The organism is Paraburkholderia sp. (assembly GCF_036488795.1).
Taxonomy (GTDB): Bacteria; Pseudomonadota; Gammaproteobacteria; order Burkholderiales; family Burkholderiaceae; genus Paraburkholderia.
Genome location: NZ_DASXHA010000047.1, coordinates 1 through 14,323, shown reverse-complemented (window position 1 = coordinate 14,323; position 14,323 = coordinate 1). Strand labels below are relative to the sequence as shown.

At 61.9% G+C, this 14,323-nt stretch carries 13 protein-coding genes; 7 read left to right on the top strand and 6 right to left on the bottom strand.

The annotated features are described in order from the left end of the window. Positions 1-20: 20 nt before the first annotated feature. Positions 21-1,466, top strand: coding sequence for a catalase (locus VGH41_RS05635; RefSeq protein WP_331596361.1), 1,446 nt, complete (start codon positions 21-23; stop codon positions 1,464-1,466). A gap of 148 nt (positions 1,467-1,614) precedes the next feature. On the opposite strand, the gene VGH41_RS05630 is transcribed toward VGH41_RS05635, so the two are convergent. Continuing rightward, on the bottom strand, positions 1,615-2,688 hold the full coding sequence (locus VGH41_RS05630; RefSeq protein ID WP_331596360.1) for an alpha/beta hydrolase: 1,074 nt from the start codon (positions 2,686-2,688) through the stop codon (positions 1,615-1,617). A 359-nt stretch (positions 2,689-3,047) separates the two neighbouring features. On the opposite strand from VGH41_RS05630, the gene VGH41_RS05625 reads away from it, so the two are divergent. Genes VGH41_RS05625 through VGH41_RS05610 form a run of 4 tightly spaced genes read left to right on the top strand, consistent with a single transcriptional unit; the run spans position 3,048 to position 5,602 of the window. Then, positions 3,048-3,419, top strand: a complete 372-nt coding sequence (locus VGH41_RS05625; protein ID WP_331596359.1) for a GFA family protein — start codon at positions 3,048-3,050, stop codon at positions 3,417-3,419. Then, positions 3,416-3,538: a hypothetical protein gene (locus VGH41_RS05620; protein ID WP_331596358.1), complete on the top strand. Its 123-nt coding sequence runs from the start codon at positions 3,416-3,418 to the stop codon at positions 3,536-3,538. The genes VGH41_RS05625 and VGH41_RS05620 overlap by 4 nt, the downstream gene beginning before the upstream one ends. Before the next feature lie 7 nt (positions 3,539-3,545). After that, positions 3,546-4,286 carry a response regulator gene (locus VGH41_RS05615; RefSeq protein WP_331596357.1) on the top strand — a complete coding sequence of 247 codons (741 nt, stop codon included), beginning with the start codon at positions 3,546-3,548 and terminating at the stop codon, positions 4,284-4,286. Then, complete coding sequence (locus VGH41_RS05610) at positions 4,283-5,602, top strand: HAMP domain-containing sensor histidine kinase (protein ID WP_331596356.1); 1,320 nt, start codon at positions 4,283-4,285, stop codon at positions 5,600-5,602. The genes VGH41_RS05615 and VGH41_RS05610 overlap by 4 nt, the downstream gene beginning before the upstream one ends. A 53-nt stretch (positions 5,603-5,655) precedes the next feature. Here VGH41_RS05610 and tatB read toward each other — a convergent pair whose 3' ends face one another. Together tatB and tatA are read right to left on the bottom strand one after the other, a co-directional pair. Beyond that, the gene (tatB, locus tag VGH41_RS05605) at positions 5,656-6,261 is read right to left on the bottom strand and encodes a Sec-independent protein translocase protein TatB (RefSeq protein ID WP_331596355.1); all 606 of its coding nucleotides are present in this window, start codon (positions 6,259-6,261) and stop codon (positions 5,656-5,658) included. A 46-nt stretch (positions 6,262-6,307) separates the two neighbouring features. Further along, positions 6,308-6,535 (bottom strand): Sec-independent protein translocase subunit TatA, encoded by a 228-nt coding sequence (gene tatA, locus VGH41_RS05600; protein ID WP_414696609.1) that lies wholly within the window; start codon positions 6,533-6,535, stop codon positions 6,308-6,310. A 336-nt stretch (positions 6,536-6,871) separates the two neighbouring features. Here tatA and VGH41_RS05595 point away from each other — a divergent pair, with 336 nt between their 5' ends. After that, positions 6,872-8,128, top strand: a complete 1,257-nt coding sequence (locus VGH41_RS05595) for a cupin domain-containing protein (RefSeq protein WP_331596354.1) — start codon at positions 6,872-6,874, stop codon at positions 8,126-8,128. A 162-nt stretch (positions 8,129-8,290) separates the two neighbouring features. Further along, complete coding sequence (locus VGH41_RS05590) at positions 8,291-9,595, top strand: Nramp family divalent metal transporter (RefSeq protein ID WP_331596353.1); 1,305 nt, start codon at positions 8,291-8,293, stop codon at positions 9,593-9,595. Here the strand turns inward: VGH41_RS05590 and VGH41_RS05585 are convergent. The 3 genes from VGH41_RS05585 to VGH41_RS05575 form a co-directional block, all read right to left on the bottom strand. Continuing rightward, positions 9,482-10,813 carry a LysR substrate-binding domain-containing protein gene (locus VGH41_RS05585; RefSeq protein WP_331596352.1) on the bottom strand — a complete coding sequence of 444 codons (1,332 nt, stop codon included), beginning with the start codon at positions 10,811-10,813 and terminating at the stop codon, positions 9,482-9,484. The two genes, VGH41_RS05590 and VGH41_RS05585, sit on opposite strands and share 114 nt — an antisense overlap. Positions 10,814-10,857: 44 nt before the next feature. Then, positions 10,858-11,925 carry an SDR family oxidoreductase gene (locus VGH41_RS05580; RefSeq protein ID WP_331596351.1) on the bottom strand — a complete coding sequence of 356 codons (1,068 nt, stop codon included), beginning with the start codon at positions 11,923-11,925 and terminating at the stop codon, positions 10,858-10,860. Between the two features lie 269 nt (positions 11,926-12,194). After that, positions 12,195-14,323, bottom strand: a 2,129-nt coding sequence (locus tag VGH41_RS05575) for a S46 family peptidase (protein WP_331596350.1), incomplete at its 5' end; no start/stop codon positions are given.

The window sequence follows — 14,323 nt, the reverse complement described above, 5'->3', positions numbered from 1 at the left end:
GCGTACCTAGAGGATCTTTCATGAAAAAGCTGACTACCGTTTTCGGCGCACCCGTCGTCGACAACCAGAACATTCGCACAGCCGGCCCACGAGGCCCGGCACTGCTCGAAGACGTATGGTTTCTCGAGAAAATGGCCCACTTCGACCGTGAAGTGATTCCTGAACGTCGCATGCACGCGAAAGGTTCCGGCGCATTCGGCACCTTCACGGTTACGCACGACATCACGCAATACACGCGTGCCGCGATCTTTTCCGAGGTCGGCAAGAAGACCGAGATGTTCGCGCGCTTTTCGACCGTGGCAGGCGAGCGCGGCGCGGCGGACGCCGAGCGCGACATCCGCGGCTTTGCATTGAAGTTCTATACGGATGAAGGCAACTGGGATCTGGTGGGCAACAACACGCCGGTGTTTTTCCTGCGTGACCCGCTCAAGTTTCCGGACCTGAATCACGCGATCAAGCGCGATCCGCGCACGGGCCTGCGCAGTGCGGAGAGCAACTGGGACTTCTGGACGCAGCTTCCCGAAGCGCTGCATCAGGTCACGATTGTCATGAGCGATCGCGGGATTCCGAGGACGTTCCGCCACATGCACGGCTTCGGCAGCCACACTTTCAGCTTCATCAATGCCGCCAACGAACGTTTCTGGGTGAAGTTCCATTTCCGCTCGCAACAGGGCATTGAAAACCTGACGGATGCGGAAGCCGAAGCACTGGTTGGGCGTGATCGCGAGACGCATCATCGCGACCTGTACGAAGCCATCGAACGCAACGAGTTTCCGCGCTGGACCCTGTACGTGCAGGTCATGCCCGAGAAGGAAGCGGGCAGCTATCCGATCAATCCGTTCGATCTGACCAAGGTTTGGCCGAAGCGCGACTACCCGCTGATCGAAGTCGGCGTCGTGGAACTGAACCGCAACGCGGACAATCATTTCGCCGACGTCGAGCAGGCCGCTTTCGCGCCCGCCAACGTGGTGCCGGGCATCAGCTTCTCGCCCGACAAGATGTTGCAAGGCCGGCTGTTCTCGTATGGCGACGCGCAGCGCTATCGCCTGAGCGTCAACTTCCACCAGATTCCGGTGAATTCGCCGCGCGGTGCGAAGTACGTGCACAGCTATCACCGTGACGGGCTGATGCGCGTCGACGCCAATATGGGTGGCGCGACGCCGTATGAGCCGAATACGCGGGGCGAATGGCAGGAGCAGCCCGACTTCCGCGAGCCGCCTTTGTCGATTGACGGCTCGGCGGATCACTGGAATCACCGTGTCGACGACGACTACTACTCGCAGCCGGGCGAGTTGTTCCGCCTGATGACGCCGGCGCAGCAACAGACTCTGTTCGACAACACGGCGCGCGCCCTGAACGGGGTGTCGAAGCCGGTCCAGCAATTGCACATCGAACACTGCACGAAGGCGGATCCCGCTTACGGTGCGGGCGTTGCCACGGCAATCGAGCAACTGGAAGCAAAGTAAGCACGGTAAGCACGGCCGGCGCAATACGGTCCGGCGGCACTCGAGAAGCCGGGCCGTGTCGGAGTTCATCGCAAGTCAAAAGGCCTTCCATCTGGAAGGCCTTTTTATTGCCCGATTGCATTTCACGTCACAGCGTGAAAATCGTCAATCAAGCGGCTGCCGCCGATCCTTTAGCCGTCGAAGCGAGCTCCCACACTGCATCGGCAAACGCGTCCGGGGCTTCCTGCGGCAGATTGTGACCCGCTCCGCGCACGATCCGGTGCTGACGGTGTGTGAAATGGGCTGCGCTCGATTTGCCGTCGGTGGCCGGCACGACGCCGTCGGCATCGCCGTCGAGCGTGATGGTCGGCACGTCGATCACGGGTAGCGCAGCAAGGCGCCGCTCGATCTCGGCATAGCGCGGAAAACCGTCTGCGAGACCCATGCGGTGCCGGTACGAATGGATCACCACGTCGACGTAGTCCGGATTATCGAAGGCGGCGGCGCTGCGCTCGAAGGTGGTGTCGTCGAAGGCCCAGGTCGGCGAGTTGTTCTTCCACAGGATGTGGGCAAGATCGCGCCGGTTGGCGCGCAAGCCGGCCCGGCCGCGCTCGGTCTGGAAGTAGTGCTGATACCACAGACCCCATTCGACCTTGGCCGGCAACGGCAAGTCCGCATGAGCGATGTCCTGGATCAGATAGCTGTTCACCGACACGAGGCCGTTGCAGCGCTCCGGCCACAGCGCTGCGGCGACGCAGGCGGCGCGGCCGCCCCAGTCATAACCGGCGAGCGTGGCGCGGGGCAGCTTGAGCGCGTCCAGCAGGGCGATCACGTCGGCACCGATCGCGCCCTGCTGACCCGAGCGGGGTTCGTCGTTGTTAAGAAAGCGCGTGGTGCCGTGGCCGCGCAGATACGGCACGATCACGTGGCAGCCGCGTGCGGCGAGCAACGGCGCGACTTCGACATAGCTATGCACGTCGTAGGGGAAGCCGTGCAGCAGCAGGACCGCGGGCCCGTTGGCCGGGCCCAGCTCGAAATAGCCGACATCGAGCTGGCCGGCGTGGATCTGCTTGAGCTGTTCGAAGGACGCCTTACCCACGCCGCGTGCCGGCGCAGTGTCCTGGGTGGCGGCGCCGGCGCTCGTGTCGAGCAGTGCCGCGCCGGCGGCGACGCCTGCCATGGCGAGCGTGGCAGCGACACTGCCGGTAAATTTGCGGCGGCTTTGATCGATGCGATCGACCATATTTTTATCTCCAGATTATCGAAGGATGTTCGTGATTTGAGCGGCTAACTCCGGAATCAAGGCCAGCCGCGTCTCAGACCACCTTGATCGTGACGTGGATATTGCCACGGGTGGCCCAGCATCAGCGCAAACAACGCGACGCTCGGGGCAAAGCCTGTGAACCTTCGAGGCCGGCTGCGCCTGCTGGCGTCCGGTTGCCCGGTGTGACGCTATTGGAACGCCTGCCGGTATCTGGTTTGTGTCGTCCGGACCGCGTGGGTGCAATGTTTTGTGTCGGGACGAAGCCCGGATACATTGGGATACAAACGGCCAGGCGGGCTGGGCTATAAAGCAGCTATTCCACCATCGCGGAGCGCTGCATGAACACCGAACTGCTGCAAGGATCCTGTCACTGCGGGACCGTCAAATTCGAAGTCCGTACCGCCGTTACCCCGGCTACGCGCTGCAACTGCAGCTTGTGCCGCCGCAAGGGCGCGCTGATGAGTCCGACATTCACTGCCGGGGACCTGAAAATCCAGCAAGGCGAGCAGGCGTTGACGCTCTATCAGTTCAACACGCGCACGGCGAAACACTATTTCTGCAAGCATTGCGGGATCTATCCGTTTCACCAGACGCGCAAGGATCCGCAGCTCTGGCGGGTCAACATCGGTTGCCTGGAAGGCATCGATCCGTATACGCTGGAGGCCGGTGTGGCCAACGGCGCCAGCCTGTCGGTCGTGGAGGACGCATGAGACAGCTCCTGGCGATTCTCGTCTTCCTGACGGGCGGACTGGCTGCGGAAATGGCGCATCCCGTGCACTGTGAGCTGGTCAACGTGTCACGCGTGCGCGTTAAACCCCGGAAGGATTGATCTCTTGATGGAAAGCACCGACCACGTTCTCATCGTCGACGACGACCGCGGCATTCGCGAACTGCTCGCCACGTATCTGGAGAAGAACGGCATGCGCGTTTCGCTGGCCGCCAACGGCCGGCAGATGCGCGCCGCTCTGGAGCAGGGCGTACCCGATCTGATCGTGCTGGATCTGATGATGCCCGGCGAAGACGGCCTCGTGTTGTGCCGCGAACTGCGCGCCGGCAAGCACCGCACGGTGCCGGTGCTGATGCTGACTGCGCGCAGCGAGGAGGCGGACCGGATTGTCGGGCTGGAAATGGGCGCCGACGACTACCTCGCCAAGCCGTTCGCGGTGCGCGAGCTGCTGGCGCGGATTCGCTCCGTGTTGCGCCGTGCCCGCATGCTGCCCCCCGGCATGCAGGTGACGGAAACCGCGCAGATGCTCGCCTTCGGCGACTGGCGGCTCGACACCACAGCGCGGCATCTGCTCGACGCCGAAGGGACGATGGTGGCGCTGAGCGGCGCGGAATACCGGCTACTGCGCGTATTCCTCGATCATCCGCAACGCGTGCTCACGCGCGATCAACTGCTCAATCTGACCCAGGGGCGCCAGGCCGATGCGTTCGACCGCTCGATCGACCTGCTGGTGAGCCGCCTGCGTCAGCGCCTGCAGGACACCGCGCGCGAACCGCGTTACATCAAGACGCTGCGCAGCGAAGGTTATGTGTTCTCGGCAGCGGTGAGCGTCATCGAAGGCGACCAATGAAGCTGAATGCACTGCTGCGCGGGCCGCGCACGCTGTACGCCAGGCTCGCGCTGGTCTTTATCGTCGGGCTTGCGGTGGCGCAGACCTTGTCGGTCTGGCTCACCATGACCGAGCGCGATCAGACCATGAACAACGTGATGATGGGCTACATCGAACGCGAGGTGACGAGCTCCGTTGCGCTGCTCGATCATCTGCCGGCGGCGGAGCGCGCTGCATGGTTGCCGCGCCTCGCCCGGCGTACCTATACCTTCACGCTGGGCCCGGGCGTCACCGGCGCGCCACCGGATGTCGAACTCTCGGCGCGGGTGGCACGCTCCATCGCCGCCGGCATCGGCAAGCGCTATCCGCTGACGGCGAATGCCGTGCCCGGCGAGCCGGACCGCCTGCAGGTCCATTTGCAGCTGAGCGACGGCACACCGCTCACGATCGACTATCGCCCGATGCCGGGCGCGCCGCTGTCGCGCTGGCTGCCCGTGGTGCTGCTGTTGCAACTGGCCGTGCTCGCCGCCTGCTGCTGGCTTGCCGTGCGGCTGGCGACGCGGCCGTTGAGTCAACTGGCGCGTGCAGCCGATACGCTGGGTCCCGATCTGCGGGCCGAGCGTCTGCCGGAGGACGGCCCGGACGAAGTGGCCCGCGCGGCACGCGCCTTCAACGCGATGCAGGACCGCATCAAGATGTACATGACCGAGCGTCTGCAGATTCTCGCGGCGATTTCGCACGATCTGCAAACGCCGATTACCCGCATGCGTTTACGCATCGACGTGATGGACGATAGCGCGCAGGGCGCCAAACTGCAGCAGGATCTGCGGGAAATGGAAACGATGGTCAAGGAGGGCGTCACGTACGCGCGCACCATGCACGGCGCCACGGAAGTGCCGTGCCGGATCGATCCGGACGCATTGCTCGATAGCCTCGTGTTCGATTACGTCGATGCCGGCAAAGAGATCGCGCTGCAGGGCCGTATCGGCGCGGCGCTGGTGACGCGTCCCCAGGCGCTGCGCCGGATCGTCGGCAATCTGGTCGACAACGCGCTGAAGTTCAGCGGCGCGGCCGAGATTGCGGTTGCCGCGTCGCCGGCCGGGCAGGTGACGATCTCGGTGCTCGACCGCGGACCGGGCATTCCCGCGGAGTCTCTGGAAGCGGTCTTCGAGCCGTTCTACCGGCTCGAAGGCTCACGCAACCGTCACACCGGCGGCACCGGCCTGGGGCTCGCCATTGCGCGGCAACTCGCGCTTGCAATGGATGCTGCGCTGTCGCTGCATAACCGGCCCGAAGGCGGCCTGGAAGCGCGGCTCGTGTTGAAGGGTCTTGCCTGACCCGTTACACGTTACACGTCACATGCCACACGTCACCGGTCATGCTTCGCACCTCACGCAAGGCGGCCCGCATCGCGCCCCAGCGCCTTGCTGGCCGCCATCGAAACAATGCGGCTGCGTTTGAGCGGGCCACGCCGGCCCGCTGATGCGTTACCGCGCCAATTCGCCCTGGTGCGTGCCTGACCCGCAACGCCGGATGCCATGGGGGCGACCACATCCCCATCCAGGCGAGGCGAAGCGAGCGCGGCACTCGCCTGCGTGGAAGCCTGCAACGGCGCAGGCCGTACCTTGAACAATTCCGTCTGCAAATCACCCGCGCTTTCGTGGATAGAAGGCAGATAAGTGGCGGGCAACACCTCTCTCACGCTGGCCGCCGCGGCATCCACACCCGCTTGCAATTCACCCGCCTGCTGGCGCACGGTACGGTCGATGCTGCGCTGCACATCAGCAGCGGCCTGTTCGACTCCGTCCTTGATCTTGCGCAGGTCGTCCATTCTGATCTGCTGGTCGACTTCCGCCTGCACGTTGCTGATGTAACGCTGTGCGCGCCCCAACAGGGTGCCTGCGGTACGCGCGACACGCGGAAGCCGCTCGGGTCCGAGCACCACGAGCGCGACCGTGCCGATGACGGCCATTTTGGAAATGTCGAAGTCAAACATGGCAGCTGAGTCTCCGGATTGTTGCTCTGAAAGCGGCGTGTACGGCTTATTGCTGTGAAACGGGACGGCGGGTTTGTGCGTCGACCGTCGCGTTAGCGGAAACCGGTTGCGCGGTGGCCTCGGGTGCAGCCGCCTCGCTTTCCTGCATGCCTTCCTTGAAGCCCTTGATGGCGCCACCCAGGTCTGATCCGAGGTTGCGGATCTTCTTCGTGCCGAACACCAGCGCGACGATTACCAGAACGATCAGCCAGTGAGTAATGCTAAGGCTACCCATGGTCACACTCCTTTCGTATGTTTTGAATTCAGCCACCGATTCGGCGAACCAGCGCGTGCGCAGATCGTAAGTGCATTTGCTCTGACGATGTATCAAACGTGCTTATGACTTCTTCAATAAATCCTGATTGTTAATTTGGGGCGCGGGTTCTTAGTATTTGCGGCACGGAGCGGCTGGCGATGTCCCGATCCTGCAGTGAGCCGTTCAGACGTTCACGTTGAGCGACGGCTCACTGCAGCACAGAACCTCGCCGGTTCCGACCTACATCCTGCGTTGTACAGATGTTCACGCTGACTGCCAGGAAATCGTCAACAAATATAGTTAGGAGAAGAAAGCATGACCGATATGAAACGTCGCAGTGTGCTGGCCGGCGCGGCTGCAGGTGCTGTGGCTCTAGGCGCGGCGGCGGCGGCCAAGGCTGCCGAGTTCGGCAACCCGGATAGTCCTGCGCAAGGCGCCATCAATTCGACGCCTGCTGCGATTTCCGAACCGGGTCCGCAGAATCCGCAACTGCGTGACGTGCTGCCGTCGTTCAACAATCCGCCCGCGACCGACGTGGGCGGCATGCCGATTCCGTGGGCTTCGTTCAATGAAGCGCACAAGCGCATTCAGGCAGGCGGCTGGGCGCGTGAGGTCACCACCAAGGCGTTCCCGGTGTCGAAGGACATCGCCGGTGTGAACATGCGCCTCGGACCGGGCGGTGTGCGCGAACTGCACTGGCACCAGCAGGCCGAGTGGGCCATCATGGTCAGCGGCGAAGTGCGTATCACGACCATCGACACCAAGGGCCGCGCTGAAGTGGCTGATGTGCAGACCGGCGACATCTGGTATTTCCCGCCGGGTCTGCCGCACTCGCTGCAAGGTCTGGGCGACAACGGCGGCGAATTCGTGCTGGCTTTCGACAACGGCGCGGCCGGCGAATTCAACACGCTGATGGTGTCGGACTGGCTGGCGCATACGCCGCCTGAAATCCTGGCGCAGAACTTCGGTGTACCGGCTGAAAAGTTCAAGGAAATCCCGCTCGAACAGCTGTGGATCTATCAGGGCGCCAAGGCGGGCCCGCTGGCTGCAGACCAGGCATACTGCGCGTCGCCGGAAGGCCGTCCGGATCATCCGTTCATCTTCCGTATGGGTTCGATGGCGCCGACCATCTCCAGCGCGGGCGGCGAAGTGCGCATTGTCGATAGCCGTAATTTCCCGATTTCGAAGACCGTGGCAGCGGCACTCGTGACGGTGAAGCCGGGTGGTCTGCGTGAGTTGCACTGGCACCCGGACAACGATGAATGGCAGTACTTCATCAAGGGCACGGGCCGCATGACGGTGTTCAACACGGGACCGGCGGCGCAAACCGTCGACTTCAACCCGGGTGATGTGGGCTACGTCGAGAAGAACCTCGGCCACTACATCAAGAACACCGGTAAGGACGACCTCGTGTTCCTCGAGATTTTCAAGTCGGACCACTTCTCGGAAGTGACCCTGTCGCAGTGGCTGGCCAACGTGCCGCGCCAACTGCTCAGGGAGCATCTGCGGGTCGACGACGAAACCCTCGACGCGATCCACAACCTGAAGCAGCGCCGCGACGTGCTCGCCTAAGCGCAGTGGTCGTGCAGTAAGCGTGGCGCCGCGTGCACGCAGGTTCGGCCTGAACCTGCTGCACGGCGCCCGATCAGGATGCAATGCTGTTCCGCAGTGATGGCGGGGCGGCAGCAGTCGAGCCGTATCGACATCCCGCAGCATTGAGAAGAGGCGCTCATCATGTTGATGGCAATTAAACGAACCGCCAGCTACGCCCTGTCCGGCGAGTCCACGACCGACACCGTGACGGCCATGCGCGATGCCCTCGACAACAAGCGTCGTGGCCTGCGCGCGCTGCTGCCGTTCGCGGGGCCCGCGGTGATCGCCTCGGTGGGCTACATGGACCCGGGCAACTTCGCCACCAACATCCAGGCCGGTTCTACCTACGGTTATGAATTGCTGTGGGTGGTGTTGCTGTCGTCTTTAGTGGCGATGCTGTTTCAGGCGATGTCAGCCAAGCTCGGCATCGTCACGGGCCGCAGTCTCGCAGAAGTCTGCCGCGATGAGTTTTCGAAGCCGCTTGTGATCGGCATGTGGATCGCCTCGGAACTCGCCGCGATGGCCACTGATCTGGCCGAGTTCATGGGTGCCGCGATGGGCATCTCGCTGCTGTTTCATCTGGCCATAGGCTGGGGGTTGCTGATCACCGGGATCATCACCATTGGCATTCTGTCGCTCGACAAAAAGGGCTTCCGTCCGCTTGAAATCGTGATTGCCGCGCTCATCACCGTCATCGGCCTGAGCTATCTGTGCGAACTCTTCATTGCGCCGCCGGACTGGCACGCTGCGATTTTCCACACCTTCGTGCCGCATCTGCATGGCAACGACGCGCTGATGCTCGCCGTGGGCATTGTCGGCGCAACCATCATGCCGCACACCATTTATCTGCACTCCGGTCTGACGCAAAATCGCGCACCGGCGCGCAACGATTATCAGCGGCGCAAGCTGGTGCGGTTTTCGAATCGCGAAGTGATGATTGCGCTGGGTTTTGCGGGCTTCGTGAATCTTGCGATGGTGGCCATGTCCGCTTCTGTATTCAGCAAGAATGCGCCTGGCATCGCCGATATCACGGCCGCCTATCACACACTGACCCCCGTGCTGGGTACCGGTGCGGCCGCGCTGTTTCTCGTTTCGCTGCTCGCCTCGGGTATCTCCAGCTCGGTGGTCGGCACGATGGCAGGTCAATCGATCATGCAGGGCTTCGTCGGTTTCAAGACGCCGGTGATGGTCCGGCGCCTGATTACGATGGTGCCCGCCGTGATCGTCTGTATGACGTGCAATCCGATGAGCGCAATGGTGGACAGTCAGATCGTGCTGAGCATCATCCTGCCGATCCCGCTGGTTGCGCTCGTGGTGTTGTCGTCGCGCCGTTCAGTGATGGGTCGATTTACCGCGTGCCGGAAGCTGATCGGCACGGCCGTCGTCGCCACCACCGTGATTCTGGCCCTGAACGTGATGCTCATCTGGCAGGCCATCGTCTCGTAACAGCGCGCGCGTGCGCAGCGCGGCCTCGAGGCTCGCGCTATTGGCGGTAATCGTCCGTGTTTCCAGAGCAGCGTGTTCGCTACGCTGAAGACCCATGCCCGTATGTACCTTGTCGATACCCGTGAAGTGCTCGAGCCGCGCACCACCCTCGGCGAGAAGGAACTGCCGGAAATCGAGGGCCGCCGGCGGCAGATGCCGGTCCGCGCGATGGACCACGCACCAGTGGCGCCTGAGCGGAAAGCCCTGTACGTCCAATACTTTTAGCAAGCCGGCGCGTACTTCCGACTGAACGGTCTGCGCGGAAAGAAAGCTGATACCCATGCCGGCCATCACCGACTGCTTGATCGCTTCGGCGCAGCCGATCTCCATGAAACGGGGCATGGAGTCGTGATTGCTGAAGGTTTCATTGGCGGCACTGCGGGTGTCGGTGCCGCTCTCTCTTACGATCAGACATTCGTGCGCAATGCGTGAATACGGAATGTCGTGTTCGTAGGCAAGCGGGTGAGTCGGCGAGGATACGAGCACGAAAGGATGAGGCGCGAACGCTTCGGCGACGATCGCGGGATCGTTTGGTGCCTGCACCATGACCGCGAGATCGATCTGGTCGCTGCGCAGCAAGGTAATCAGCTGATCGCGGCTGCGCACCGTCATATCCAGATCGAGTCCCGTTTTTCCCTGCATGAACGCACTGATCAGATGCGGAAAAAAATAACTGCCTGATGTAATGAGGCCCACGCGCAGACGCTGGGCAGTGCCGGTCCTGAGGGTGGCGAAGGATTGCTCGGCAGCTTTCAGATCCGCAAGAATCACCATGCTGTGACGCAACATCAGCTTGCCCGCTTCGGTCAGCGCAATGCGCTTGCCGACATGACTGAACAACGGCAGGCCCGCCTGGTCTTCCATCTGCTTGATTTGCATGGAGACAGCAGGCTGAGTCAGATGCAGATCTTCAGCCGCGCGAGAAAAGCTCAAATTTCGCGCAACACTTTCGAAAGTCTTTAGTTGGCGAATTGTTATGTTCTTCATGTGAGACCGGGTCTCCTGTGGGGAATATATCAATGCCTCCTTGAATGAATCCAGGCGGCTTCCCTGCAGTTTAGCCGCGGTGACAAAATGACGCACGAGGCACAGCAGGGCGGAAGCTTTGCCCTGTATGCCTCGTGCAGTGGGGAAATTGAAAGAAATGAGGGTGGCGGGCGCTCGGAAAGGTTTATCCATGCCCGTCACCCGTGTCCGATTGATGACGCGAACGCCGCGTCACGTCATTGCGGAATGATCTGCTCTGCCTTGAGCCGCTCGAACAATTCGACGAATGCGTCGGGCGTGCTTTGATAATCGAGGAAGCCCGCCTTGCGGCTCTTCGTCATGTCCGTAAGCACTTCCATGGGGCGCCCGAGATCGGCATCCGTATGCCACCATGACGCGAGTTTGCCGAGATCGTTTTCCTTGAGACTGAAGCGCGCTGCAATTTCACGCCATGCGACGTCGGCGTGTTGCATGCGGCCTTCCAGAGGACGCGTGTCGCTATCGAAGGGCACCGCTTCAACATTGAAGTATTCGGCGAGTTTCGACCACATCCACTTCCAGCGAAACACATCGCCATTCACTGTGTTGAACGCTTCATTGCGGCCGCCAGGGGAGGTTGCAGCCCATTCGAGTTGTCGCGCCAATAGCCGCGCGTCGGTCATATCCGTGAGGCTTTCCCATTGCGCCCGCGAACCGGGGAAGATGAACGGCTGGCCGGTATGTTTGCACAGGGTTGCGTAGACGGCGAGCGTCAGGCCCATGTTCATTGCATTGCCGATCGCGAAGCCAATGATGGTATGCGGCCGGTGCACGCTCCAGCTGAAGCCATAGCGTTGTGCGGCTTCAAATAGCCGGTCTTCCTGCTCGTAATAGAAGTTCTCGACAACCAGGCGGCCCTGTTCCTCGCGAAACGGCGTGACGGGTACTTCTCCCTTTGCGTACGCTTCGAACGGTCCGAGGTAGTGCTTCAGTCCCGTGACGAGGGCGGTATGCGCCACGGTGCCGGAGGGGCCGACCGCGTCCAGCACGTGGCGCACCATGCCGCCATTGACGCGAATGTTCTCTTGCTCCGTGGCCTGGCGTGCCCACGCGGTGACGAACACATGGCTGAATGACTTGCCGCTCAGCGCGGCGTTGACCGATTGCGCGGAAGTGAGGTCCGCGGTAATCGATTCGATGCCAGGCGTCACTGCCGTGCGTCCGCGTGACACTCCGGTGACGCTCCATCCGGTAGAGAGCAACCGATCTGCGAGATTGCTGCCGACAATGCCGCTGGCGCCAATGATAAGAGCCCGTTTTTCCATGTATGAAATAGCCAAAAAAGTGAATGTCGGCCGCTATAGAGGGCGCGTCTGTCTGCAGCGCCCTCTATGATCGGCCACAGGTGCAGCGATGTCGCGCACGTTCTGCCTAACGGTTCAATGTGGCATGAATGGAGTGCGGCATCTGGCAATTGATATTACTAGTATTGGCGATAACAGGGCGGGGCGGTTGAGGCGGCGTGCGCGCAAGAGACGTGTGTAAAGCCGGTGCATCGTGTTCAGGCGATGCACCGGATTCAACCTCAGGACGATTACTGCGCGATCTGTACCTGCATTTCCTTCAGCAGATTATCCGCGTGGTCGAGGTGATGCATGACCCACAGCATGTAACGCACGTCGAGCTGGATCGAGCGCGTTTCGTCGGGATTGAACAGCCAGCCCGAGCTCACGCCTTCCCAGTTGCCGTCGAACGCGAGGCCAACCAGTTTGCCGTTGCGGTCCATGGCCGGCGAGCCGGAGTTGCCGCCGGTGATATCGAGGTTCGCAAGGAAGTCGACCGGCAGCGTGCCGCTGACCGGCGAGGCAATACCGTCGAATGCCTTGGCGCGAATCGCGGCCAGCTCGGCGGTCGGAGCATTGAACGGCTCGACGCCGGTGTTCTTCTCGAGGATACCGTTGACGGTCGTGAACGGCGTGTACTCGACTGCATCACGCGGCTTATAGCCCTGCACCGTGCCGAACGTGACACGCAGCGAGCTGTTCGCGTCGTGATAGACCGGCAGACCGCGTGCAGCGTTGTACGCCACCAGCGCCGACATGTAACCCGCACGCGCGGCTGATTCGTCGCCGTCATACGCCTTTTGCTGGTGCTCGTAAGCGATCAGATCCGGCATCAGGTTGCGCATCAGGACGATCCACGCATCCTTGCTCGCGTCGAGCTGTGCAGGTGTGGCCGATAGCAACGCAACGCGTGCCTTGCTGTCGGTGAGCGTGGTGCCGGCATAAAGCGTCGCCGCTTTCTGCGTCAGTGCGGCCTCGTCGTTCGCGCCGTCGAGCCAATGATCGAGCGCGGGCAGGCGCTGATCGGACGGCAGCTTCACGTAGCGCTGCAGCATATAGACGAGCATCTGCTGGTCGACGCCGGCATCGAACGAGCGATCGAGCGCCTGTTGCTGGCCGAGCAGGCGGATTTCATCGCGCTGCTGGAAGCCTTCTTCACGTTCCAGATCGGGCTTCTGCTTTTCCTGTGCAAGACGCACGATCTGATAAGACGTCTTGAAGAGACCGCCTTGTTGCAGCATCTGCAGTACGAGGATGCGTTCACGCTGTTTCAGATGGGTATCGACGAGCTGGCGCAATTTCGTGACCTGTGCCGTCAATGCCGGGCCATCGATCGCGCCGCCTGGCTTTTGTTGCGCGAGCCATTGGTCGAGCGCGGCTTCCTCGGCGCGTTTGGTTGCAAGGGCGTTGCTGTGCGTGAGGCCGTCGAGGTTGCCCTGATAGAACTTCATCGCATTGTTCAGGCCCGCCACGAGGTTGGCGTATTTCACGCCGACTTCCGGGTTCTTCCTGCTCGCGGTGTCGACCATCGCCAGCAGGTCCTTGAACACGGCAATCTGGGTGGGATATTGCCAGTCGATGGCATTTTGCATTTCGTCGGCCGTGCGGTGACGATCGGTGCGACCCGGATAGCCTGCGACCATCACGAAGTCGCCGGCGCGCACACCTTCGGGATTGATCGTGAGCCAATGCGTGGGACGATAGGGCACGTTGTCCTTCGAATACGAGGCCGAGCTGCCGTCCTTCGCCACGTAAGCGCGCAGGAAACTGAAGTCGCCGGTGTGACGCGGCCACATCCAGTTGTCGATATCACCGCCGTATTTGCCGATTGAAAGCGGCGGCGCGTATACGAGACGCACGTCGCGCAGTTCTTTCTGCCGGATCAGCTGGTAATCGTAGCCGCCGCTAAAGGTGTACACGTCGCAACGATAACCAGGCTGCTCGCAGCCTTGTACGAGGCGTTTCTTCGCCTCGTCAATGGCGACAAAGCGCGCATAGCCGTCCATGCCCGGCTTGAGTGCGGCGTTGATCTGGTCCGTGACGTCGCTGATCTGCTCGGTTACATAGACGCGTTGCGACGGCGTGGCCGGCAGTTCTTCGCTTTGCGTATGCGCCAGAAAACCGTCGTTGATCAGGTTCTTCTTCGGCGTGGAGTTGTATTGCAGTGCGCCGTATCCGCAGTGATGGTTCGTGACGATCAAGCCATCTGGCGAAACGAATGATGCCGTACAGAAGCCAAGGCTCACCACCGCATCGAGCGGCCATGATTTCAGGGTAGCGAGTTGTTTGGGATCGAGCGCCAGTCCGCGTTGTTGAAGTTGAGGCGCGAGGCTGGGAAGTTGCGGCGGCTGCCACATGCCTTCATCGGCGGACGCGTTAA